General features: G+C 42.3%; 22 protein-coding genes and 5 tRNA genes. 3 read left to right on the top strand and 24 right to left on the bottom strand.

Features of this window, described 5'->3' with window-relative positions; translation table 11 throughout:
* Window positions 1-325: 325 nt before the first annotated feature.
* From H0266_RS01600 to H0266_RS01565, 8 genes are all read right to left on the bottom strand, one after another.
* Window positions 326-401: transfer RNA gene (locus H0266_RS01600), tRNA-Phe, on the bottom strand.
* Window positions 402-444: 43 nt separating this feature from the next.
* A tRNA-Ser gene (locus H0266_RS01595) sits at window positions 445-537 on the bottom strand.
* Window positions 538-548: 11 nt separating this feature from the next.
* A tRNA-Ile gene (locus H0266_RS01590) sits at window positions 549-625 on the bottom strand.
* 3 nt (window positions 626-628) lie between these two features.
* Window positions 629-704, bottom strand: a tRNA-His gene (locus H0266_RS01585).
* Between the two features lie 35 nt (window positions 705-739).
* A tRNA-Met gene (locus tag H0266_RS01580) sits at window positions 740-816 on the bottom strand.
* Between the two features lie 243 nt (window positions 817-1,059).
* Window positions 1,060-2,718 (bottom strand): Na/Pi cotransporter family protein, encoded by a 1,659-nt coding sequence (locus H0266_RS01575; protein ID WP_425484277.1) that lies wholly within the window; start codon window positions 2,716-2,718, stop codon window positions 1,060-1,062.
* Window positions 2,719-2,933: 215 nt separating this feature from the next.
* Entirely contained in the window at window positions 2,934-4,742 is a 1,809-nt protein-coding gene (locus tag H0266_RS01570) for a methyl-accepting chemotaxis protein (RefSeq protein WP_181470631.1), read from the bottom strand.
* An 89-nt stretch (window positions 4,743-4,831) separates the two neighbouring features.
* Window positions 4,832-5,461: an NfeD family protein gene (locus H0266_RS01565; protein WP_246363585.1), complete on the bottom strand. Its 630-nt coding sequence runs from the start codon at window positions 5,459-5,461 to the stop codon at window positions 4,832-4,834.
* 268 nt (window positions 5,462-5,729) lie between these two features.
* Between H0266_RS01565 and ispG the strand changes: the two genes are divergently transcribed.
* Window positions 5,730-6,842, top strand: a complete 1,113-nt coding sequence (gene ispG / locus H0266_RS01560; RefSeq protein ID WP_220127083.1) for a flavodoxin-dependent (E)-4-hydroxy-3-methylbut-2-enyl-diphosphate synthase — start codon at window positions 5,730-5,732, stop codon at window positions 6,840-6,842.
* A 44-nt stretch (window positions 6,843-6,886) separates the two neighbouring features.
* On the opposite strand, the gene H0266_RS01555 is transcribed toward ispG, so the two are convergent.
* Both H0266_RS01555 and H0266_RS01550 read right to left on the bottom strand, forming a co-directional pair.
* On the bottom strand, window positions 6,887-7,372 hold the full coding sequence (locus H0266_RS01555; RefSeq protein ID WP_246363583.1) for a hypothetical protein: 486 nt from the start codon (window positions 7,370-7,372) through the stop codon (window positions 6,887-6,889).
* 179 nt (window positions 7,373-7,551) lie between these two features.
* Window positions 7,552-8,283: a transglycosylase SLT domain-containing protein gene (locus H0266_RS01550; RefSeq protein ID WP_181470630.1), complete on the bottom strand. Its 732-nt coding sequence runs from the start codon at window positions 8,281-8,283 to the stop codon at window positions 7,552-7,554.
* A 195-nt stretch (window positions 8,284-8,478) separates the two neighbouring features.
* On the opposite strand from H0266_RS01550, the gene H0266_RS01545 reads away from it, so the two are divergent.
* Entirely contained in the window at window positions 8,479-8,763 is a 285-nt protein-coding gene (locus tag H0266_RS01545) for a DUF2624 domain-containing protein (protein WP_181470629.1), read from the top strand.
* Window positions 8,764-8,858: 95 nt separating this feature from the next.
* Here H0266_RS01545 and H0266_RS01540 read toward each other — a convergent pair whose 3' ends face one another.
* Both H0266_RS01540 and H0266_RS01535 read right to left on the bottom strand, forming a co-directional pair.
* A complete protein-coding gene (locus tag H0266_RS01540; protein WP_181470628.1) occupies window positions 8,859-9,752 on the bottom strand; it encodes a deoxyribonuclease IV in 894 nt (297 codons plus the stop codon).
* A gap of 12 nt (window positions 9,753-9,764) precedes the next feature.
* Entirely contained in the window at window positions 9,765-11,090 is a 1,326-nt protein-coding gene (locus tag H0266_RS01535) for a DEAD/DEAH box helicase (RefSeq protein ID WP_181470627.1), read from the bottom strand.
* Between the two features lie 170 nt (window positions 11,091-11,260).
* Between H0266_RS01535 and H0266_RS01530 the strand changes: the two genes are divergently transcribed.
* Window positions 11,261-12,217, top strand: coding sequence for a 4-hydroxy-3-methylbut-2-enyl diphosphate reductase (locus H0266_RS01530; protein WP_181470626.1), 957 nt, complete (start codon window positions 11,261-11,263; stop codon window positions 12,215-12,217).
* A 75-nt stretch (window positions 12,218-12,292) separates the two neighbouring features.
* Here the strand turns inward: H0266_RS01530 and H0266_RS01525 are convergent, their stop codons facing one another.
* The 12 genes from H0266_RS01525 to recO all read right to left on the bottom strand — a co-directional run bounded on the left by H0266_RS01525 (window position 12,293) and on the right by recO (window position 24,646).
* On the bottom strand, window positions 12,293-13,411 hold the full coding sequence (locus tag H0266_RS01525) for a Nif3-like dinuclear metal center hexameric protein (protein ID WP_181470625.1): 1,119 nt from the start codon (window positions 13,409-13,411) through the stop codon (window positions 12,293-12,295).
* The gene (locus H0266_RS01520; protein ID WP_181470624.1) at window positions 13,408-14,115 is read right to left on the bottom strand and encodes a tRNA (adenine(22)-N(1))-methyltransferase; all 708 of its coding nucleotides are present in this window, start codon (window positions 14,113-14,115) and stop codon (window positions 13,408-13,410) included. The genes H0266_RS01525 and H0266_RS01520 overlap by 4 nt, the downstream gene beginning before the upstream one ends.
* A 78-nt stretch (window positions 14,116-14,193) precedes the next feature.
* A complete protein-coding gene (gene cccA / locus H0266_RS01515) occupies window positions 14,194-14,568 on the bottom strand; it encodes a cytochrome c550 (protein WP_181470623.1) in 375 nt (124 codons plus the stop codon).
* A 109-nt stretch (window positions 14,569-14,677) separates the two neighbouring features.
* A complete protein-coding gene (locus H0266_RS01510; protein WP_181470622.1) occupies window positions 14,678-15,223 on the bottom strand; it encodes a hypothetical protein in 546 nt (181 codons plus the stop codon).
* A gap of 145 nt (window positions 15,224-15,368) precedes the next feature.
* Entirely contained in the window at window positions 15,369-16,502 is a 1,134-nt protein-coding gene (gene rpoD, locus H0266_RS01505; RefSeq protein WP_181470621.1) for an RNA polymerase sigma factor RpoD, read from the bottom strand.
* A gap of 35 nt (window positions 16,503-16,537) precedes the next feature.
* Window positions 16,538-18,355 (bottom strand): DNA primase, encoded by a 1,818-nt coding sequence (gene dnaG / locus H0266_RS01500; protein ID WP_181470620.1) that lies wholly within the window; start codon window positions 18,353-18,355, stop codon window positions 16,538-16,540.
* A 36-nt stretch (window positions 18,356-18,391) separates the two neighbouring features.
* On the bottom strand, window positions 18,392-18,856 hold the full coding sequence (locus H0266_RS01495) for a DUF188 domain-containing protein (protein WP_181470619.1): 465 nt from the start codon (window positions 18,854-18,856) through the stop codon (window positions 18,392-18,394).
* Window positions 18,857-19,077: 221 nt separating this feature from the next.
* Window positions 19,078-19,890: a pyruvate, water dikinase regulatory protein gene (locus H0266_RS01490; protein WP_181470618.1), complete on the bottom strand. Its 813-nt coding sequence runs from the start codon at window positions 19,888-19,890 to the stop codon at window positions 19,078-19,080.
* Between the two features lie 26 nt (window positions 19,891-19,916).
* Window positions 19,917-20,546 carry a transcriptional regulator CcpN gene (ccpN, locus tag H0266_RS01485; RefSeq protein ID WP_181470617.1) on the bottom strand — a complete coding sequence of 210 codons (630 nt, stop codon included), beginning with the start codon at window positions 20,544-20,546 and terminating at the stop codon, window positions 19,917-19,919.
* A gap of 82 nt (window positions 20,547-20,628) precedes the next feature.
* Window positions 20,629-22,713, bottom strand: coding sequence for a glycine--tRNA ligase subunit beta (glyS, locus tag H0266_RS01480; RefSeq protein ID WP_181470616.1), 2,085 nt, complete (start codon window positions 22,711-22,713; stop codon window positions 20,629-20,631).
* Entirely contained in the window at window positions 22,706-23,593 is an 888-nt protein-coding gene (gene glyQ, locus H0266_RS01475) for a glycine--tRNA ligase subunit alpha (RefSeq protein WP_181470615.1), read from the bottom strand. The genes glyS and glyQ overlap by 8 nt, the downstream gene beginning before the upstream one ends.
* A gap of 306 nt (window positions 23,594-23,899) precedes the next feature.
* Window positions 23,900-24,646, bottom strand: a complete 747-nt coding sequence (gene recO, locus H0266_RS01470; protein ID WP_181470614.1) for a DNA repair protein RecO — start codon at window positions 24,644-24,646, stop codon at window positions 23,900-23,902.
* Between the last annotated feature and the right edge of the window lie 2 nt (window positions 24,647-24,648).

Here is a 24,648-nt window from a genome sequence, read left to right as displayed (position 1 = left end):
ATGTCCGAATAGAAATCCGTTCATCCAATACATCCCGCATGAGTCGCATTGTTCATGGACCTATTCTTTTCGGGGTGTGATTTCGAGAGACTATTTGGGCAAGGTGAGTAAGGAAACGAGGAGGGTCAGCGCACGCCCCACGGAAAGCGACTCGTTCCCCTACTCATCTTCTCCATTACAGAAGTCTCGAAATCACGTCTTCCACAATTCTGCCCTGTTTTTGAAGAGAGTACAGAAAGCTTTGATTAATGATTACTTTGAAATTTGGTATAGAGAGCTAATTTTAGACATAAAAAAAACAAGCCTATTAGCTTGTTAGAAATGATGGTGGCTCGGGACGGAATCGAACCGCCGACACACGGATTTTCAGTCCGTTGCTCTACCGACTGAGCTACCGAGCCTCTTACTATAGTTTTTATATTCTACTCATTCTAGAATATAAAATGGCGGAGGAGGAGGGATTCGAACCCCCGCGGGGCGTTAACCCCCTGGCGGTTTTCAAGACCGCTCCCTTCAGCCAAACTTGGGTACTCCTCCGTATTTCGTTGTGGTGGACCCTGCAGGACTCGAACCTGCGACCGATCGGTTATGAGCCGATAGCTCTAACCAGCTGAGCTAAGGGTCCACATGGGGCGGATGATGGGGATCGAACCCACGAATGCCTGAACCACAATCAGGTGCGTTAACCACTTCGCCACAACCGCCATAGTTTATGAAATTATGTAATGCAATAAAAAAATGGTAGCGGCGGAGGGGATCGAACCCCCGACCTCACGGGTATGAACCGTACGCTCTAGCCAGCTGAGCTACACCGCCATTTTGTTGATACCGCTTGAAGCGACAATTAATAATATATCACATTTCTGTATAAGCGTCAATGATTTTCTGTGAAAGTTTCAATTCGCGTCTTCTGTTTTTTTGCGACAAAAATAATATAGCACGGACTACACATGCTTTTCAAGAGTTTTTTCAACAAAAACTCGGCTTTTCTTAACAAAAGGCTTCCAAAGTTTAAAATAAAAAGAAGGAGACAGGGTTACCTGTCTCCTTCTTCACTAACTATAGGCTTTCTTTTTCACCAAGGACTTCTTCAGCAATATTGACGGCATGATCACCGATTCGCTCTAAATTACTGATCATGTCTACAAATACAATACCTGCTTGCCCTGTGCACACTCCTTCATTCAGACGGATGATGTGCTTCTTACGGTAACTGCGTTCCATACGATCGAGCTCATTCTCTTTTTGTACAACAGCAAGAGCCTCTTCACGACTCATGTTCTCCAATGACTTCGTAGCTTGTTTTACGGTCATAAGCGTCAAGTCTATCATGGTGTTCAAGTCTTCTACAGCTTGCTCTGTAAGTTGTACTTTATTTGAATTTTTATAGTCGATCAATTCAATGATATTTTCAAAATGATCACCGATTCGTTCAAAGTCACGAACCGAATCCATTAATGCAGAGTGTTTGTGACTTTCTTCATCCGTTAAGGAAGCAGAAGAAAGCTCCACTAAATAGTCCGTTATTTTACGATCTAAGTTGTTCAAAGCCTCTTCGATTTGCATAGCAACCTCAGAGTGCTTTTGCTGTTTGTTGTTAAGGTAAAGGCTCGTTTCTTCTAAACCTTTATAAGCATACTGTCCCATACGAATCACTTCTTCTTTGGCTTGATCAAGTGCAAGCGCTGGTGATTGTTCGATAAATATAGGATCTAAGTGCTGAGGTTTAGAATCGACAAGAGATTCCTCACCAGGTACCAACTTGATCACAATCCATGCCAGAACAGCGACAAACGGAAATTGTACAACCGTATTCGCAATGTTAAATGACCCATGAGCAAAAGCGATTGTCATTTCTGGACCAAGCCCTAATTGATTTTGCAACCATTCGACATATGCGGTAAATGGCCTCAATAGAAGCAAGAACACAACGGCACCGAGCACGTTGAAGATTACGTGTACAAAGGCAGCACGTTTCGCTCCGATGCTAGCACCTATTGCCGCAATAACGGCTGTAATGGTTGTCCCGATGTTATCACCAAACAGGACCGGAAGCGCCGCATCAAGGGGCACTAAACCTTCACCCATCAGTTCCTGAAGAATACCGATCGTTGCACTTGAACTTTGTACGATAACTGTGAACAACGTACCTATAACGACTCCTAAAATCGGGTTGTTACTCATGCTCACAGTCAAATCAGAGAAAGCTTCAAGTGTTCGAAGTGGTTTCATTCCACCACTCATCGTCTCTAGACCAAAGAATAAAGCACCTAAACCAAAGATCGTCTGACCAATGTTCGTAGCTTTTTTATTTTTAAAGAAAAAGATTAAGAAAGCACCTACGGCTAATATAGGTAGTCCATACTCTTTCACATCAATACCAATAATGAAAGCCGTCATCGTAGTACCGATGTTAGCACCCATAATGACTCCGATCGCTTGTCTGAATGTCATAAACCCAGCATTAACCAAACCTACCGTTAACACTGTCGTCGTTGAACTACTCTGAAGTAATATCGTTACGACAGCACCGGCTACAACCCCCATAAGCGGGTTACTTGTAAAGCGGTCAAGCAATTCACGCAAACGATCACCGGCTACCTTTTGTAGTCCGTCCCCCATGTACTTAAGACCAAATAGGAAAATACCAAGTCCACCGATGAATTCAAATATCATCTGTTGCACATCAAATTCCAATTCTTCTCCATCCCTTCTCATCCAAGTTAATCTGTCGTGTCTTTTCTCTTTTTTTAAAACACCTTCACCATTATTAACGATTAAGTCGTCATTTGCAAAGGAATTTCGACAATCTTAACATTAAATTTACATTCTATTCATATGGTAGTCATACCCTTATGCTGAAGATCGAATTCAATAAACTTTTTCTACCAAAAAAGACACTACCCATTCGGATAGTGCCTTATCCTATCAGCTTAAGCAGAACGTTCTATCGCGTCTGCTTCTTTAGAGTTTTTTTCACCAGGGTGATCCTCCACTCTAGTTAATTGATTGGAGGCGATTAAACTGGATAGTTCCTGTGTTAATGCCACTAACTCTCTGGAAAACTCATCAAAGTGGTTCATTTTTTGCTGCTGTTCCTCTGAAGCAAGAGCTAAATGATCCGTTGACATAGTCTGATTTTGAGTGACTTGCTGCATTCCTTCCATTACTTCTTTCATTCGAGGCATGACATGCTCCCCGTTTTCTAGGCGATGCTTCGATAGGTTCAAGTAATGGTTGAAGCTCTTCATTCCTTCAGAAACATTTGAAAAGGCGTGCTTTGAGATCGTCATTTGTGACTGTTGTTCATGAATTTCGTTTTCCAGCTGACTAAATTGCTCTGAGAAATACTGCCCCATAGCTAAAACATCCGTCATCCGCTTATCAATATCTTGCGCTGCTACGCGAGAGCGATCAGCCAGATTACGTACTTCTGAAGCCACGACAGCGAATCCTTTTCCGCTCTCCCCCGCACGCGCAGCCTCTATTGATGCATTGAGGGCAAGCATTCGTGTTTGTTCAGCAATATCTTGTATTTTCGCACCCGAATCCTGAATCGTGTTCATGTAATTTTGGAACGACGACACCCTTGACGTCATTTCCTGCAATTCTTCACGGAAACTATCGAATGATTTTTCAATCTTATGAACCCCATCTGTTCCAGACTCGACCGCTACATTCATATCGTCTTGCTTTTCATACATTTCTTGCATTGTCTCAAGTAATTTTTCAAATATCTCATCAAGCTCCTCAAAAACATTACCTTGAGTTTCCATGAGTTTATGCGTTCGCTTACTTCCCTCCGCAACGGATTGAATCTCTTTCTTTACATCCTGTTGGGAATGTCTAAGCTCAACAGATGATTCTTCTATCTGACGCCCTCCGCGCTCCAATTGATTCACTGCTCCTTGCAAGGAGGCCAATATTGAAGTGATTGTTTGCATCATTTCTTGGTAACTCTTTTTCAAGGATTGAATTTCCGGTAAGCTTGTTCGGATGCTGGAGGTGTCCTCAAGAATTCCGTCTCTTGCTTTGAGCATGATGGCTTGCATTTCTTTCAGAGGGCGAACAACTCGGCCTATTAATAGATAGACCGTGATGATGACAACCAACAAAGTTGCTGCACCGAGTACGAACGTGTAGGTTGCAAGTTGATTCACACCGGACATGAAGTCATCTTCTGGAATACCTAGCATGTAAACACTTTGCAACTCTTGGATCGGAGCGAAAGAAAATACAAATTCCTCTCCATTCACTCTCTGAGTCATTGTTCCGTTTTCTGAATTTCTTACTTGTTCAATAAAGCTTGTTGAGAACCTGTCCATCTTTTCATTTTCCGGGTAAGAATAGACTCCGTCTTCTTTTACTATGTATGCTTTTGAACTTAACCCATCTTGCACCAACTGAGCTTGTTGGGAAGTAGAATATCCTTGCATCCGATTTTCGAACTCTTCTTGATCACCTACAAACGCGTACATCAACTGCTCCGCTACATCTTGAACCATTAGAAGCTCTCTTTCTAAACGATCTTGCACAAGAGCCATTTGGCTATCTTTTGCTTTTGTATAGGAGAAGAACCCAATCAGACCGATTGAGCATGCAACCATTATACAAATGATAATAGATAATCGAGCTTGTAACGATAGCTGTCTAAATGGAAGACGAGTTGGTCTTGTAAACTTGATAGACGGACGCCTCAACTTAATCGAAGGTCGTTGCAGCTTCACTCGCCATTTATTCATAGTAAAACACTCCATTATCCTTTGAATTTTCTTTCCCATTCAAATTATGACAACGGAGTGTTAAGGTTTTGTGAAGCGGACGTAAATATTCAGTTATCTTGTGTCTTCTTCACTAAGATTTTAGTCCCATCTACAGAAACGACATGAATCTGGTCGCCTTTTGAGATCCATTGACCATTTGAAACGGCACTATACTCTTCACCAGCAATCACGATCGTTCCTACTGGCCGCATATCCGTCAATGCTTCCCCTTCTTCTCCTACAAGTGATTGATACGTTTCTTTCATGGAGTTGTAACCCATCTCAGAAGAAAGTTGGTCGACTAGTGTAATCTTCGTCCACATCTCTCTTCTCTTAAACACTTTAAGAAATAGAAGAGAAGCTGCTCCACCTAAAATAACACCAATAACACTGTACAAGCCGGATACCCATGTAGGGGCACTTAATCCAACCGCAATAATCGTAGTAGCCCCACCGATCATCGCAAGTGTTCCATCATTCACGATTTTCCCGTCAATGACAATCAGGGCGATTCCGAGAAAATAAACGAGCATCATAATTATGAACATGTCTGTGCTTAAATAGGAAGAAAAGTAAACCGTGATGAACCCGAATCCGATTAAACCGAAGAACCCCCTCATATTCACGAGAAGTTCTCCAATGAGAAACATCGTACCTAATAAAGTGATAAATAAGGCGATCCAATCATAAGAAAGCAAGAGCCTACACTCCTTCAAGTAGCATTATTATCTTATGTACGTTTAAACGTAGGCTTTTGTTTCATTTTTATCATATGATTTTTCTAATCGAAAATCCCGTGATATAGTTTGATTAGTAGCCATAGCCAGGCCCTTTACATATTTTTTACATGTAATCGGTTCGTTTCGAGCTTATTGGCTTCTCATTTCCTACTAAAGCCCTTATAATGAAGGTTGGAATAATCACCTTGCATACCTTTTTGTGAATAGATAAAGGAGCGATATTAAAATGGCAATTACGCACAGAAAAGATACACGTCCTGTAAAAGTCGGTGACGTTACGATTGGTGGATCCGATGAGGTCGTCATCCAGTCTATGACAACGACGAAAACGCACGACGTTGAAGCAACAGTAGCAGAAATAAAACGACTAGAAGAAGCCGGATGTCAAATTGTGCGCGTCGCCTGCCCGGATGACCGAGCAGCTGATGCAATTCCTGAAATCAAGAAGCGCATCAACATTCCACTTGTTGTTGATATCCACTTTGATTATAAGAAAGCCTTGAAAGCCATCGAGGGCGGAGCTGACAAAATCCGTATCAACCCAGGAAACATCGGAAAACGCGAAAAAGTCGAAGCTGTTGTAAAGGCAGCAAAAGAGAAAGGCATTCCGATTCGTATCGGAGTCAACGCTGGTTCTTTAGAGCGTCATATCCTGGAGAAGTATGGGTATCCAACCGCTGAAGGCATGGTCGAGAGTGCTCTTCATCACATTAAAATCCTAGAAGATCTGGATTTCCACGATATTATCGTATCCCTTAAGGCTTCTGATGTGAAGTTAGCGATCGATGCTTATGAGAAAGCAGCGGCTGCATTCAATTACCCTATTCATTTAGGTATAACTGAATCCGGCACATTATTTGCCGGAACCGTTAAGAGTGCCGCAGGACTTGGTGCTATTTTAAGTAAAGGGATCGGAAGCACTGTACGTATCAGTTTAAGTGCAGACCCTGTTGAAGAAGTGAAAGTGGCGAAAGAACTCCTGAAATCCTTCGGTCTCGCAGCTAATGCAGCTACTCTAATTTCGTGTCCAACATGTGGACGAATTGAAATCGATTTGATCTCAATAGCCAATGAAGTAGAAGAGTATATTTCTACTATAAAAGCGCCTATCAAGGTTGCGGTTTTAGGTTGTGCTGTTAATGGACCAGGAGAAGCACGCGAGGCGGACATCGGTATAGCTGGTGCACGCGGGGAAGGCTTGCTGTTCCGTCACGGAGAAATCATCCGTAAAGTACCTGAAGACATAATGGTAGAAGAATTGAAAAAAGAAGTCGATAAGTTAGCTGAAGAACATTACGAAAAACAGCGCTTAGAAAAAGAAAAGCTGGAACAGTCTTAATATAGAAGAAGGTGGATCCTCAAATGTGGGGATCCACCTTTTATTTATATCAAATTGTAAATCGGAGCAAAGAATAACGAGAAGGCAATGGAAACTACACTAATGATAATCGCCATATTCCCAAGCGTATCTGCTCCTCTGCGCTTTCCGATGATGCCGAGAATAATTCCCGCTGCCCCCAAGATTAAAGGCGCAAAGAAGAAGGATAAGATGGCAGCCGATAAACCTACCCACCCCATACCGACTTTCACATCATCTTGCATGTTCGTTTCTTTTTCTTGATTCTCTATCGGTTCATGAACAGGAGCTGCTGCTGTCTCAGCCGCAAACTCTTCCTCATAACTCTCTCCATAGACCGGAGCATTTGGTCCACGTCCGTGGTCATCCACGTCTTTGGCTACTTGTTCAAGCTCGTCACCATGTTCTGGAGCACTTTGAGCTTCTTCGTTCTCAAACGCTTGCCCATATTTAGGGCGCTCTTCTCGATTCTCAAGCTCAACAGGACCTTTCGGATCTTTTGGATCGTTCATCATTAACCCTCACTTTCTGTTTGGAGAATCACTTATAGTATGTGATGAATTAATTTTTTTAACGAGGAAGTTAATGGGAGGTTTCTGAATCGGGTCTAATTCGCATATGTCTCCATATTTTCCAACTCTCTATAGAAAAAGAGCCTGATCCGATTGTCATACCGGATCAGGCTCTTTTTTTAGTTAGCTAATGCGACAGTAGTATGGTTTTCTGCTTTGTTTTGAATTTCCTTAGCATACCAACTCTTTGCATGCCCATTTTCTTGCTTGTACTGTTCCAAACCACCCATGCCACGATGATAAGCCGTTAGCGCTTCGTCCCAATTACCATATTGATTGTGAAGGAAGTCTAAATAAACTAAAGATAATTGCATGGAATAGTATGGGTCGAATAAAAGCTTCTCTTCATAAGGTAGTCCAGCCATGTCCGCAATCCAAGGGGCTGTATTCTTCATAAATTGACTCATGCCATAAGCGTGTCCATATTTTGTTTCAGGTCCTACTAAATCAGGGTCGAAAGTTCCCCCTGTCTCCACTTTCAATAACTCATACGCAAGATATGGGTCAATATCATAACGCTTGGACTCCCTGATTAAATAGAGGGCCCACGATTTTTTAAATTCACCATTACTTTCTGCCACTAGACGCTCTGCTTTCTTCTCCATCTTAGGCCACGTGTAGAATCCATTCTCTTTCTCTGCTGATTCCGTCGATTTTGTCGACAAATAATCATTGGTGCTCGTTAACTTTTCATTCTTTGATTGTAGCTCATCATTCTTATTCTCTAAACGCTGATTTTCATCAGCTAAAGATTGTTTGTGTTGATCTTTCAAATGGTCCACAGTAAAGAATGTTACTGCTACAAGAAGTATGGCTACTCCTGCTTGTACTAAAGGTGTAAATCCCTTCATAAACTTCCACTCCTTTGCTGTTCCATCGAAATAGTACTTTCGACTAGTGCGCCTTCTGGACCCATTGGCTTATACTAACGGAAGCTAACGATGATTGCAATTGATTTACTCATAGACATAATTTTTTAAAAACACATTATCTTCTCCCAATTCATATGTTGTAAAGACATTGAATCACGGAGGGATAATAGACCTATGAAAAATATGGCACAACAGTTCATTACCCAAAAGTTAAGGGAGTTAACCGTCAAAGAAGTATTGGAATATAGTAAAAAATACAATATATCCGTCTCGAAGTCCGAAGCTGAAGCCGTTGTGAAAGCTTTGAAAAAAAATAAAGAAAATCCTTTCGACCCTGATGGACGCAAAAAAATGTTCAAGAAATTAGCATCACTGACATCGAAAGATACAGCAAGATCCGTGCATAAATTACTCGTCAAATTGGCAAACGAATATGGCGTTTCTCACTGGTTGAAGTAAAAACTAATACTTATAAGATTCAAAAAACATTCCACCAGTACATTGAACTTTATTCCGAAAAAAACGCGCACAACCAAAAGGCTGTGCGCGTTTTCTTATTGTTCCATGATTTTTTCTTTGAGGTTCTCGTCAAATGTCCCCTCTTTGACCATATCAATCTCAAACCTATACGGAGGCTTTTTGTTCTTCTTATCTTCACCAACATAAGGTGTTTCAAGAATCTTCGGTAGTTCCTTGAGGCTTGGATGATGAATCACTTTATGCAAAGCATCAAATCCGATATGACCGAATCCGATATTTTCATGACGGTCTTTGGCAGCACCTTGAATATTTTTACTGTCGTTTACGTGCATCACCTTTAAACGATCTAATCCAACAATTCGGTCGAATTCGTCTAGAACGCCATCAAAGTCTTCTACTACGTTGTATCCTGCATCATGGATGTGACACGTATCCATACAAACAGATAGCTTATCATTCATTGTTACACCATCAATAATTTGAGCTAGTTCATCAAAGCTTCTTCCGATTTCGGATCCTTTTCCAGCCATCGTCTCTAAAGCAATTTGTACGTTTTGGTCTTTATGCAAAACTTCATTCAAACCTTCAATGATCTTCGGTAGTCCTTTATCTACACCTTGTCCAACGTGGGAACCAGGATGCAATACGATTTGACGGGCACCTAACGCCTCTGTACGTTCAATTTCACTTCTTAGGAAGTCGACGCCCAGCTGAAAGGTTTCTGGTTTGGTCGTATTTCCGATATTAATAATATAAGGAGCGTGAACGACGATATCTGTGATTCCATTCGCCTTCATATGTTCTTGTCCGGCATCAATATTCAACTCTTCAATTGCACGGCGACGCGTATTCTGCGGGGCACCTGTGTAAATCATGAACGTATTCGAGCCATAGGATGCGGCTTCTTCACTTGCTCCAAGCAACATTTTTTTGCCTTTCATCGAGACATGAGAACCAATTTTCAACATCGAATCCCTACCTTATTTTTTCTTTTTTCGGTATTGGTCACGCTTTAATCCTTTTAAATTCTTTTCTGCCTGCTGTTTCATCTTTTTCTTATAGCCGGGTTTGACCTTTTTAGGTTTCCGAACCATACTTCTTGCCTGTTTCTCAAGGTCTGATTGCGGTCGCTCTCTTACTTGACGCTCGTTATACGATTTGACCTCTCTCCACTCACCGTTTTTCACTTCAAAAAAGTTGAAGGACAGCCCTTTTTTCTCTAGCTTTTGAATCAATGGAAGATCAGAATCTTTATATAAGTTGATGGCTGTTCCTTGCATTCCCGCTCGAGCTGTTCTTCCTACACGGTGAATGTAAAACTCTTCTTCTTTTGGCATTTGTGCATTGATGACATGACTCACGCCTTGAATATCAATCCCTCTTGAAGCAAGATCTGTCGCTACAATGTATTGATAGCGCAAGCTTTGCAGTTCTTTTAACATCCGCTTTCTTTCACGCGGTGACAACCCACCATGGAGGATGCCGACTTTCAGCCCACGACTTAATAAATCATCGGCCAATTGATCAGCATGCTCTTTTCCGTTCGTGAAAATAATGGCTAAATATGGCTGAATAACTTTCGTAATATCCATGATAATGTCGGCCGGGTCCTTATGTCGTAATGGGACAAGGCGGTGTTCCATGGACTCTGGAGATGGTTTTTCATCCTCAATTTGTATATGAGTCGGGTTTGTTAAATATTTCTTTAGAAAAGGCTGCAAACGCTCTGGAATCGTAGCTGAAAAAACAAGCATTTGAACTTCCTGATCCATTCGCACTAATATTTGGTCGACGTCTTCAATAAAACCTAGATCAAGCATCAAGTCGGCTTCATCTAATACGAAGGCTTTGGCCTTATACAGATCAATCGCTTCTTCTTTGACCATATCTAAAATACGCCCAGGTGTTCCTACTACAATATGGGGAGGTGTTGAAGAGAGCTTGTCGACCATTTTTTGTTTGTCCGTTCCACCAATCAATAGTTTAGAAAGCCAAACTTGGTCTTTTCCAGCAATTTGAATCGCCTTTTTCACTTCTTCATGAATTTGGATCGCTAGTTCCCGTGTAGGGGCGGTTACGACAAATTGTACATCCTCAATGTTCTCATCTAACTGTGATAACAGAGAAAGTAGATAGGCATGGGTTTTACCAGAACCTGTATGTGACTGCCCAATTAAACTTTCACCGCGCAGGGCTGCAGGTAGCACCTGTTGCTGAATAGGCGTCGGTTGTTTAAAGCCAAGTCCCTCAACGATTTTACTGACGGCTGGACTGATGGCATATTGTTCGAATGTGTGTTGACTCATAGACGTGCTCCTTTAATATTATTGTTCCTTCCCCATTATAATAGACGTGCGATAGAAATGCACGACAACGTTAGGATTATAGGGAGATTCTTTGTCATCTTCCTCTTTACCCTTTATAATAAAAGGGGAAGTTATTCAAATGGAATGGATATAGAGGAGGACGTCTCATAATGGAAGTCATTAAAATCGCCCCTCGCGGTTATTGCTACGGCGTTGTAGATGCTATGGTCATCGCTCAAAATGCAGCTAAGGATCCCAATCTACCACGACCGATATATATTTTAGGTATGATTGTACACAACAAACATGTAACGGATGCGTTTGAAAAAGAAGGAATTATTACAGTAGACGGAAACAATCGCATGGATTTACTAGAAGGAATCAACGACGGAACGGTCATTTTCACCGCGCACGGCGTATCTCCAGAAGTCAAAGAGCGTGCGAAGGCGAAAGGACTTATGACCTTGGATGCCACATGCCCGGACGTTACCAATACGCACAACCTGATCCGGAAGAAAGTCGAAGAAGGGTTCGAGATTATTTATGTCGGGAAACACGGACATCCTGAACCCGAAGGAGCCATGGGAGTAGCCCCTGGGAAAGTGCACCTCGTGCAGACAGAAGAAGACGTCGACGCATTAGAACTCGATCATGAGAAGCTGATGATTACTAATCAAACAACGATGAGTCAGTGGGATGTGTATGATGTCATGGAACGCGCGAAAGAAAAGTACCCTCAACTCGAAAAACAACAAGAAATCTGCATGGCCACACAAGTCCGACAAGAAGCCGTTTCAGAACAAGCCGGCAAAGCGGACTTAACCCTTGTGGTTGGCGATCCGAAGAGTAACAACTCGAATCGCTTAGCCCAAGTATCGAAAGAAAAAGCTGGTACAACGGCGTATCGAATTGCAGACGTCACGGAGATTGATCTTGAATGGTTAGAAGGAGTCGAGACTGTGGCCGTAACAGCTGGTGCCTCCACTCCAACTCCAATCACCAAAGAAGTGATTAAATTCATCGAACAATTCGACCACGATGATGAAGTCACTTGGATTCGCGAATCTAAAGTCGAACAGAAAAAAATTCTACCTAAGATTCACGCTAAAAAGAAGGTCAAAAGATAATTTACACAGTCAAACACTTAAAAAGAGAAGGATCCTTAATTTAAGGACCCTTCTCTTTTTTGTTTCTACAGCACATTAGCCGAATGTAAAAGGCTCTGTATGGGATTCGGACAGCAAGATTGTCAAGTCGTGATGCTGATTACAGTTCACCTCTAAATACTCCGCAATCGTCGGGCATATGACTTTTTCTACATAATGGCCCGGATCAATAAGAGCAAGCCCCATAGCATCAGCATCCTGAGCCATATGGAAAGTCATATCTCCCGTGATATAGACGTCTGCTCCACTTCGTTTAGCTTGATGAATGTAGTCTTCTCCGCTTCCGCCGAGTAAGGCTACTTTTTTAATCTGCTTTTCAGGATCTCCTGTGAAACGTACGGCCGGAACGTCGTATTGAAGTTTAACGAATTCATTCAGCTCTCCTAGCTTCATCGGTTGTTCCAAGAGACCTACACGACCCACACCCAGTGTCTCACCTTCGTTGACTAAGGGATAAAGATCGTAAGCGACCTCTTCATATGGGTGAACATTCTTCATCGCCTGTAATACTTTAGAAAGCCTTGACTTAGGAACAATGGTCTCAATCCGTTTTTCCTCTACCTTCTCTAACTTGTCATGTTCGCCTATGAAAGGGGATGTACCTTTCTCAGGCATAAAAGTACCTTCTCCGGAAACCTGATACGTGCAGTGACTGTAGTTGCCGATATGCCCGGCTCCCGCCTCACTAATCGCATTTCTCAGCTGCTCCACATGATCATTTGGTACGAAGACGACAAGTTTAACAAGCTCGTCCTCCGTATGTGGAATGAGAGGTTTTGTTTGTTTCAACCCGATTTTTTCAGCCATCACATCATTCACACCGCCTTTAGCGACATCCAGATTGGTATGTGCTGCATAAACGGTAATGTCGTGCTGAATCAATTTTTTCACGATCCGTCCTTTAGGGGAATCTAAATTGATCTGCTTCAATTTTACAAATAACAATGGATGATGAGCGATAATGAGATCGACTTTCTTCTCAACAGCTTCGTCAACGACGTTTTCCAGCACATCTAAGGCAACCATCACCTTGTTGACTGGTTTGTTCATGCTTCCTACTTGTAGCCCCACATTATCCCAGTCGTACGCTAAGTGCTTCGGCGACCATTGCTCAAAAGTGTGAATAATATCTTTTACCGTCATCGAATGGCTCATGATTGAACAACCTCCTTCAACATATCGATATCACTTTGGATTTGCTTCACCTTTTCCTCATCCGGTGTTGCTGCTTGCATAATTTGCCCTAGCACATACTGTTTCTTTCCTAGTTCCTCTCGCCATTTCTTCTGAAACACGGCACTGTTCGTTTGAAGTAAATAAGGTCCAAGCCAAAGTTCTTTCTCCAGCTGTCCCTCTGAGTAAGGCTCACCAGGGTTTCCTGGTTCAGCTACAAGGACCTCATAGATATGTCCATTCTCTTCTAGGATTTCTTCTGCACACAGCTTGTACTTATTATTAATGAACCATCGTCGCAAGGAGCGTGCATCAATGTTCGGTTGGACTATAATCCGGTTAACCGAAGTGAGCTTATCTTTCCCTTGTTCTAAAATATCTCGGATCAGAGGTCCACCCATTCCCGCGACCGTCACTTGATTGACCTCATCTTTTTCGAGGACAGCAAGCCCGTTTCCAAGCCTAGTATCAATCCTATTTTGTAATTGATGCGAAGCCACTTCTTCTCTAGCACTGTCTAATGGACCTTGATTCACCTCGCCAGCAACCGCTTTAGCTGTTGGGTCATTCAGACAAACGTAACATGGTAGATACGCATGATCAGACCCAATGTCAGCGAAATAAGCACCTTCTGGTAAATAATCCGCCACTTTCTCTAGCCGTTTAGACAATTGGTTTACGTTCATGTTGAATCTCTCCTTAGCGCTAACGTAAAAAGAAAAGCTTTCTGATTAAGATACAGAAAGCTTTCCTCCGGGTTTCACTTATTTTTTCTCTGCCAACCATTCAGCAAGTTGTGTAGCTTGTTCACCTGTATATAAACCAGGCGGCATGCTTCCTTTACCGTTTACGATAATGTCCTGAATTTCTTCAACAGAGTAGCGGCTTCCTACATCAGTAAGGTTCGGACCTACGCCACCTTCTAAGTTACCGCCGTGACAGCTAGCACACTTAGACTGGAACATTTCTTCCGGACTGCCACTTGCTGTTTCACCTGATTCCTCTTGTTGTTCTCCACCGTTTTCTTCTTGGTTCTGAATGGCTTCACGCTGATTAATACCAGCAGCGGATACAATGATCATCGCCACAATACCTAGCACTGCAATAATTGCAAATGGAATCACAGGGTTTTTTCTCATTGGTTGCATCCTCCTTATGTATTCCTTCAATAAAGTATTCGCATGTCTGTTCGACTACTTTTATTCTACTCGAAAAGCGGTACTTATGAAAGAGTTAAGATGTGAATTTTTATAGAACTATAAACACCAACATTACTATTATACCTATAGAGCTTGATATAAGTAAATAGGGGAGCCTCAGGCGCCTCCCGATCCATAACCAAAGTAGACAATGACTCGTTACGATTCCGTATGTACTCCAGTTGTTGGGCCAATAACTATGGATGATTAAAACCGATAACAACAGGGCAATCAGCAACCCTACTATAAGAGGAATATGATAAAGCTCCGATTCCTTTTTCATCATTCGCCAAAAATGAACCAAAGCGAGAGCTACAAAACTCGACAAAAGCCCTGTTTGCATTATGATGTCCATTTCAGTAAAATAAATGACAAGAAATGAAAGGGGTAACAAAATCAGGTTCAAAGCAAGGAAGAGATAAATCCATGGTAAGCGTTTGCGATACTTCGTAGCCTTCTGATTGTCCTCTACTGCTTCCCCTTCTCCCTCTGTGTATAAGGCAAGTAAGAAGTCACAATACTCACTCGGGAGTAATCGATTTTTTTTCCAGTATCGAATTTCATTGACAATGGTTTGTTTCCTTTGATCAGCCATACATAAGACTCCCCCGATCTCACTAGCAGCGTATAAGCACTTTAGACAAGCATCCTTCTATTGTCTTCAACTAAGAAGTGCTTTCATGAACAAAAAAACTCAAGGTCCACCGTTACCTAGACGATGAACCCTGAGTGAATGGTCTCTATTCCATGAAATCTTTCAAACGCTTGCTTCGGCTCGGGTGTCTAAGTTTACGCAGTGCTTTTGCTTCAATCTGACGAATACGTTCACGTGTAACCCCGAATACTTTCCCTACTTCTTCAAGGGTACGTGTACGACCATCATCAAGGCCAAAGCGAAGGCGCAGAACATTTTCTTCACGATCGGTTAACGTATCTAAAACATCTTCTAATTGCTCTTTCAGAAGCTCATAAGCAGCGTGATCAGAAGGAGATGTTGCTTCTTGATCCTCGATGAAATCACCTAAATGTGAATCATCTTCCTCACCTATTGGTGTTTCAAGTGATACCGGCTCCTGAGCGATCTTCAAGATCTCTCGAACTTTGTCGGGAGTCAATTCCATATCTTGAGCAATCTCTTCTGGTGTCGGTTCGCGACCTAGATCCTGCAATAGTTGACGTTGGACACGGATGAGTTTGTTGATGGTTTCTACCATGTGAACAGGGATACGGATGGTACGTGCTTGGTCAGCGATCGCACGAGTGATGGCTTGTCTAATCCACCAAGTCGCGTACGTACTGAATTTATACCCTTTACGGTAATCAAACTTCTCTACAGCTTTGATTAATCCCATATTACCTTCTTGAATCAAGTCCAAGAACAGCATACCGCGACCTACGTAACGTTTTGCGATACTTACGACTAGACGTAAGTTGGCTTCAGCAAGATCCCGCTTCGCTTCTTCATCCCCATTCTCAATTCGTTGAGCTAAACTAATTTCATCTTTAGCAGAAAGTAAGTTTACTCGACCAATCTCTTTCAAGTACATGCGGACTGGGTCATTAATTTTCACTCCAGGAGGTACACTCAAGTCATTAAGGTCAAACTCTTCTTCTTTATCCAGCTGTTTCATGCTTGGATCTGTTTCAGAATCGCCTATGACTTCTACCCCTTGCTCATTGAGGTGCTCATAGAATTCGTCCATTTGATCAGAGTCTAACTCGAAATTAGAGAGTTTCTCGGCTACCTCTTCATATGCGAGGACTCCTCGCTTTTTACCGATTTCCAAGACTTGCTCTTTCGCTTGCTCAAGAGTCAAATCGTTCGTGTTTTCGTTTTCTTTAGAACGTGATGGCTGTTGTTTCTTACCTGCCATAAGTCCCCCTCCTTCCAACATCTATACAAACTATTCTAGGTGTTTTTCAATTCTTTCTTTTTTTCGATGATTTTCATGGCAATTTCAGCAGCCTTGATATGCTCATTCTGCTGTTCAGCCTTCTTCAAATCATCTTCTAAACTTTTTATATCCGTACGATCGCTGCCTTCTGCCTGAATACGGGAGATATAATCATAAAGCTCCTGATCAGATACCTCTTCATTGACAGGTGCCATCGCAAGCTCGACTACTGTATCCTTTAAGGAATGATCCTCAAGCCTTTCTACGAAATCACTGACATCTGCAGGATTGCCGTCTTCATAATATGCGTAAAGATGTGTCACAATGACTTGATGATCGGATATATTAAAAGCTCCTCCTAATTCCTCCTGAACTTTATCAGCTATAAGTGGATCTTTCAACATATATGCTATCAGCATCCTTTCAGCATTGTGAAAGGCGGGAAGCAATTTCTTCCGTACCGTTGATCTTGGTACTCGATCATTCGAACGCTGGGAGTCTTGATTCGCTTTTTGAGGTGGTGAGACCCTTTGAATACTTTGGACCTCTTCTTTCAGCGTATCCAAAGACATTTCAAACTCCTTGGCAATCTCATTGAGGTAATGCTCTCGTTCGACGGCACGATCTAGTTTAGCAACCTCTTGTAATACCTTTTCGATATAAGCAATCCGATCTCCTTCAATTTGGAGGTTGTAATCCCTTTTGAGAAAACTCATCAAGAAGGTCATGTACGTTTCGCTCGTGTCGATCACTTCTTTTTGGAATCGGTCTCCTCCATGCTTTTGAATGAAGTCATCAGGATCGAGCCCATCCGGAATACGCGCAACAAAGGTTTGACAGCCCGTTTCTTTCATTAATTGACCAGCCTTGGCTGCAGCTTCTACGCCGGGTTTATCACCGTCATAACAAATAATAACTTGATCCACGTATCTCTTAAGCAGATTCGCTTGAGTAGAAGAGATGGACGTTCCCATTGTTCCAACGGCATTGTGAACACCGGCTTGATCGGCGGAAATGACGTCGACATAACCTTCAAAAAGAATAACCCTCTTCTGTTTACGGATAGCGGATCTGGCTAAGTCAAAATTATAAAGTAGCTTTCCTTTTTGGAACAGCTCCGTTTCTGGACTGTTCAAGTACTTGGGTTCTTGCTTACCAAGGGCACGCCCTGCAAACGCAACGGTTTTACCTAAATGATTGCGTAAAGGGAAAATGACCCTGCCCCTGAATCTGTCGGCGTAATCTCCTTGGTCATTGGTACTCAAAAGACCCGCTTTCACCATTGTCTGGGGATGAAAACCTTTTTTCTCCAAGAATGTAACGACAAAGTCTTTGGAATTCGGGGAAAACCCAATTTGGTATTTCTTAATCGTTTCTTCCGAAAAACCTCGATCAAGTAAATATTGAAAGGCTTCTTTTCCCTCTTTCGAATTCCTTAATAAATGATGGTAAAGTTTTGCAAGCCATTGGTGAGCTTCCAGAACGATTTGGCTTTCTTCGCTCCGCTCTGTTGGTTGGTCGTCCTCCATCACATGATCAGGTAATTCAATGTCTAATTGTTCAGCTAAATGTTTGACTGCTTGCAGGAAGCCATAGCCTTCAATTTCCATGAGGAAGGTGTAGACATTCCCTCCCTTTCCACATCCAAAGCAATGAAAAATTTGCTTGTCAGCAGAAACGGAAAAAGAAGGAGTGCTCTCACCGTGAAAAGGACAAAGCCCAAAGTAATTTCTTCCTTGCTTTTTCAACTCTACATATCCGCCAACGATATCAACTATATCTGTCGAACGGCGGATCTCATCCACTTTCTCTTCTGGAATGTGTCCAGCCATAATCAATCACCATACTAATGAATTATTCGAGTTAAACTACAGAATCCCTTCATGATCAGACATTATTTTTTCCAATTGTCGAGAAAATTCTTCTCGATCTCTGTCTGTGAATGCTGAAGGACCCTTCCATTTCTTTTTCTTCTTCAACGTCTTTTGACGAAGATGCTTGGAGTCCATGATTTGTGTCGCATCGTCTTCCGTAACTAGTTTACCTCTTGGTGTAAGCACATAAACCCTTTTAGAAGTTAATAACACGGCGAGTGAAAGGTCTTGTGTTATCACGATATCGAGTGGTTGAACATGGTTCAAAATGTAGAGATCCACATTTTGATCACCATGATCAAGAAAAGTCCAATGCTGCCCTTCTAAATCGGATCTAAAATGATTAATTGTGGCCACAAATCTGGGTGTCCACCCGTAAACTTTACTGACATTTACAATTTCTTTTTGGACTGGACAACTATCTGCATCCACCCAAAGGTTTGAAGTTAGATTTGACATAATAACAGTATTTCTACAATAAAAAGAAAGAATCCTCCTATTTAAGCAATGTTTTATTTTCTGAAAGTATATAACCTTTCTCAATGGGCTCAAAAGAGGATTTTTTCACAAATAAATATTATAATACAAACCCTTAAGAAACACCATGTCTAATTTTACCTATTTTAGAGTATTCCCAACAAAAGTCGCGCTTAACCACAGCGCGACTTTGTGAATTTGTACTATTCTTGGGAATCTTCCCTTAATTTATTCATGATGACATTAGCGGTTTCTTCTACAGCTTTATTCGAAACATCAATGACATGGCAGCCAATTCGATCGACCACGCTATTGAAGTGATCGATTTCTTGTTGGATACGATCGAGATTCGCGTAGCTAGCTTGCGCTCCTAACCCTAATGACTTTAGTCTTTCTTTCCGAATACTGTTCAGCTTCTCTGCTGATATCTTTAGTCCGATGCACTTGTTCGGATCTACCCGGTACAGTTCTGCTGGCGGCTGAACTTCAGGGACAATCGGAACATTCGCAACCTTAAGGCGTTTGTGTGCTAAGTATTGCGATAAAGGTGTCTTAGACGTTCTTGAAACACCTATTAGAACAATGTCTGCTTTAGAAATCCCCCTCGGATCACGACCATCGTCATATTTAACAGCGAACTCGATTGCCTCGACTCGCTTGAAATAATCTTCATCCAATTTATGCACAAGCCCGGGTTCAAGGCGCGGCTCCGTTTGAAAATGCTTTTCCATCGATTCCATCATCGGCCCCATAATATCGACACACTCGACACCATGCTCTTCAGCTTTTGCTATCAAATGCTTTCTGAACATAGGCACGACTAGTGTGAACCCAATCATGGCTCCCTGTTCTTTCGCTTGCAGCACCGTTTCATTAATGGTCCCTTTGTCTTCCACATAAGGAATCCGTTGAAGATCAAATGGGCCATCGTCAAATTGACTGAGCGCGGCTTTCACCACAAGCTCTGCTGTCTCCCCCACAGAGTCCGATAATACATAGATCAAGGGTTTATCCAATCTAACCCCTCCTCATTTTATCAACTTTACATATGCTGATCCCTGCCGAGTTCAACCAATGCTTTCGTAATGTTTGTCTTCGTCAACCTACCGATTACCTCAAACGTGTCATCCTGAACATGCACAACAGGAAGTCCGTCGATTTGCTTTTCGATCAGTTTCTGAGCGGCATCAAGTAAAAGGTCGTCTGGTTCGCATATGGTAATGTTCGGCATTCTTGTCATGATGATATGCACAGGGACGGAAGACAAATCCTGGTTCCCAATGCTTGCACGTAATAAGTCCTTCCTCGATACGACCCCAACTAAATGCGAGAATTCATTGGTAACGAATAAGGTTCCGACATCTTCAAGAAACATCGTACAGATTGCATCGTAGGCTGATACATCTTCTTCGACGACGATTGGGACAGACTGATATTCTTCCACTTTAAATTTCTTTAATTTTTCAGTGAGTAACTCTGTTCCTGTTTTTCCTGTAAAGAAGTAGCCGACTCGCGGCCTTGCGTCTAGAAACCCGGCCATCGTCAAAATTGCCAAGTCTGGACGCAAGGTAGCGCGGGTAAGGCTTAATTGTTCGGCTATATTTTCACCGGTAATCGGTCCGTTATCTTTTACGATTTGAATAATTTGCTCTTGTCGGTTGGAAAGTTCCATTCTTTCACCACCCTGCTCACTAACTGTGACATACTATTTAATCATTATACCTCATTTTAAATTACGGGTAAAAGAAGGAACTTTAGAACTGCTGTTTCCACTCGATCTTCGTCAAATCGGCAAATACTCTCACATCTTCTGAAATCCCTTTTAAGAGACTCAAACGATTGTTCTTTACCTTCTCATCTTCTGCCATGACCATTGTATGGTCGAAGAAATCGTGAATAGGAGAGGCCAGGCTAGATAATACCGTTAATGCTTCTTCTGGCTGCTCTTCTTTTAAGGCCTCATGATAGGCAGGATGAGTCATCTGGTACATATCATAGAGTTTTGATTCTGAATCGTTCTCAAATAGAGCAGGATCAACCTCCACCTGACTGGCTTTTTCAGCTAACTTCATCACTCTTCCCAACGCTTCCTGAACAGGTTTGAAGCTTTCGTCCGTTCGTTTAGAGACAAGCACTTTCGCTTTATCCCTTGTCGAAGCGTAACGTCCGATTCCGTTTGACAATACGGCCTCGACAACGTCTGGATCGATTCCATCTTCACGCAATAAATAGGCAGCCCTCACCTTGAAGAATTCATGTAAATCTTCTTCGACTTCTTCATGCGTTCGAGTTGGAAGGTTCAATTCACGATAGAAGTGATGAACAAGATCGATGAGTTGTTCAACTGATATATTCCATCCTTTCTCTTTCAAGGTCTGTAAAATCCCGAGCGACTGTCTTCTTAAACCATAGGGATCCTGAGAGCCTGTCGGAATAATACCAATTGAAATACTGCCAACGATCGTGTCTAGTTTATCTGCGATACTAACAATGGCACCTACTGTCGTTGATGGTACGGCTCCATTAGCCTGCCTAGGCATATAGTGCTCATTTATTGCCGTAGCTACAACATCGTCTTCTCCGAATAAACGAGCATATTTTTCACCCATCACACCTTGTAGTTCTGTGAACTCATCAACCATTTGTGTCACAAGGTCGAACTTACAAATTTCAGCCGCACGTTTCGTTTGTTGCCTCGTATTCTCATCTAACTCCAACCATTCAGCCACTTTACCTGAAACCGCTACGACGCGCTCCACTTTATCCGCAAGCGTTCCTAGTTCCTCCTGGTAAACCATGCGTTTCAATTTAGAGAGCTTCTGGTCAATAGTCCCTTTTTGATCTTCTTCATAGAAGAATTGGGCATCTTTAAGTCTGGCTTTCAGAACTTTCTCATTGCCTCGAGCCACGTTATCAATATGTTCGGCGTTTCCATTTCTCACTCCGACGAAGTGGGGTAGTAATTCGCCTTTAGTAGAACGGACAGGGAAATAACGCTGATGTTCTTTCATTGACGTAATCAATGCTTCTTCAGGAATGTCCAAGAACTCTTCATTAAACGAGCCACTGAAGGCTGTCGGGTATTCAACAAGTTGATTCACTTCGTTCAACAGGTCTTCGTCAAGAATAAGAGACCAACCTTTTTCTTCTTGAAGGGAGGTCAATTGGTCATGTATCATCTGCTTTCTTCTCTCCACAGAACCAATCACCGATTGTCCTTCAAGTACTTCTTCATAAAGGGAAGCGTCTTGTATATCCGCTTCGTCACCCAAGAAACGATGCCCTTGGGTCGTACGTCCTGTCGTCACATTTTCAATGTTGAAAGGGATTACTTGCTCTCCGTACAGAGCAACCATCCACCGGATCGGACGTGCGTATTTCAATTCATAGCTCGCCCATCGCATATTTTTAGGGAAGTTCAAGCTAAGGAAAACTTTCTTGAAGTTTTGAAGAAGCTGTTCGGTAGGCTCCCCTTCAACGAATTTCGTAACGTGAACATACTCGGTACCTTTGATTTCTTTGAAGTAGATATCATCGATTTCTTTTCCCTGGCCTTTAGAAAAGCCGATCGCCGCTTTTGTCCAATCACCGTTCTCATCAATAGCAATCTTCTTTGCGGGTCCTTTCGCCTCTTCTTCAAGGTCCGGTTGCTTATCTCCAACGTCCGAAATTTGAACAGCCAACCTTCTCGGTGTCGCAAAGCTTCTGATTTCCCCAAAAGGAATCCGTGATTCTTTAAACCAAGCTTCTGTTTTGGATGTGAGCTGTTCAATGGCATCGTCAATAAATCGTGCTGGAAGTTCTTCTACTCCCAATTCAAAAAGAACCGTATTACTCATGGCTTTCATCCTCCTTTGCTAGCATAGGGAACTCTAGTCGTTCCCTCTCTTCGACATACGTCTTGGCGATTTTTCGTGCTAGGTTCCTTACCCTTGAGATGTAACCTGTCCGTTCGGTTACACTGATCACTCCTTTGGCATCTAACAAGTTGAACGTGTGAGAGCACTTCAGGACATAGTCATAGGCGGGAAATACAAGGCCTTTGTCCATGATGCGCTGGGCTTCTTTCTCATATGTCGTAAACAGTTGGAAGAGCATTTCTTCATCTGACTCTTCAAACGTATAAACGGAATGCTCATATTCGGGCTGGGTAAAGATATCTCCAACGGTAACACCGTTCGTCCATTCCAAATCAAAGACATTTTCTTTGTCCTGAATGTATGAAGCCAAACGCTCCAGTCCGTAAGTAATTTCTGCTGAAACAGGACGTGCTTCCAACCCACCAATTTGTTGGAAGTAGGTAAATTGGGTGATCTCCATTCCATCTAACCACACTTCCCAACCGAGACCTGCGGCACCCAAGGTTGGGTTTTCCCAATTATCCTCGACAAAGCGTATGTCGTGTTTATTAGGGTCAATCCCAAGGGCTCTTAGGGAATCCAAATATAATTCTTGAATGTTATCAGGTGACGGCTTCATAATCACTTGGAACTGATGGTGCTGATAAAGACGGTTGGGGTTCTCTCCATACCTTCCGTCTGCCGGACGTCTGGAAGGCTCTACGTAAGCCACATTCCATGGTTCTGGCCCTAAACTTCTTAACAGAGTCATTGGTGACATCGTGCCGGCACCTTTTTCGGTGTCATAGGCTTGCATCAATAGGCATCCTTGATCGGACCAGTGCTTTTGCAGAGTCAAAATCATATCTTGTATATTCATCATGTTCCCTCCTAATATAGTTGTCTGTTGATGTTGTCAACGGAATCAACAGAACATAAAAAATCCCGTCCCTATGTCATATAAAGACATAGGGACGGGATTTCCGCGGTTCCACCCTAATTGCTTTCCATTTCGAAAGCCACTTTTAGATACTATCGCTCCAGAACACCTTCGCTAGTCCATAGATGCTTGTCTTTCACCATCACAAGCTCGCTATTATCCTGGGTTCCAACTACTACTTTCCTTCGTCACGAAACGTTTGTAAGTAATAAAAATCATACTCAATTCCAAATCCATTGTCAAACATTATTCAGTAAACAAATCCAGTTGATTCAGAAACTTTTTAGATTTAATGAAATATCCACCATAACGATCATAATATTCATCAATGATTTGACGCAACAATTTTTTATTTTGTTCTTTCATGGAGATCGCACCTAAGCGCTTTACATCCATATGTAAAAACACACGCAAGAGCTTAGGAAGCGGATCTGGTAAACCATAAGCTTCCGGATCACGATGCTTACTCCTGAAGCACAACAATCCACCCTCGGCCATGGAGAAAGAAAAAGGTCCTTCAGTTGAACCACAATGGACACATTGATCGACGACGGGTGCGAAACCCGCCTTTTGAAACAGCTTGAGTTCATACATCATCGTTAAAATATTCGGGTCTTTCCCTTCACTCATCCATTGCAATGTTTGAAGGAATTGTTCATAAAGAAAAGGGTCCGGTTGTTTTTCTTCAATGAGTTTATCTGTCAATTCTGCTACATAAGAAGCATAGGCAGTCTTGACGATATCTTCACGTATGCCCCGAAGGGAAGATATCATTTCTCCTTGACTCATTGACCCTAAACCGGACCCTATATGAATTAAATACATGCCGTGTATAAACGGTTGGGTGACTGATGCTGTTCGGCTTTTCGGTTTCTTAGCACCTCGTGCCATGACACCGAACTTGCCTTTTTCCCTTGAAAATATTGTGACAATCTTATGGGTTTCACCGTAATCACGTGTACGGATGACAATACCTTCTACTTTTTCTAACAACC

The sequence above is a fragment of the Halobacillus locisalis genome (assembly GCF_013694105.1).
In the GTDB taxonomy this organism is placed as follows: Bacteria; Bacillota; Bacilli; order Bacillales; family Halobacillaceae; genus Halobacillus; species Halobacillus locisalis.
The sequence above is the reverse complement of the archived record's forward strand: the minus strand, read 5'-3'. Positions and strand labels throughout refer to the sequence as shown.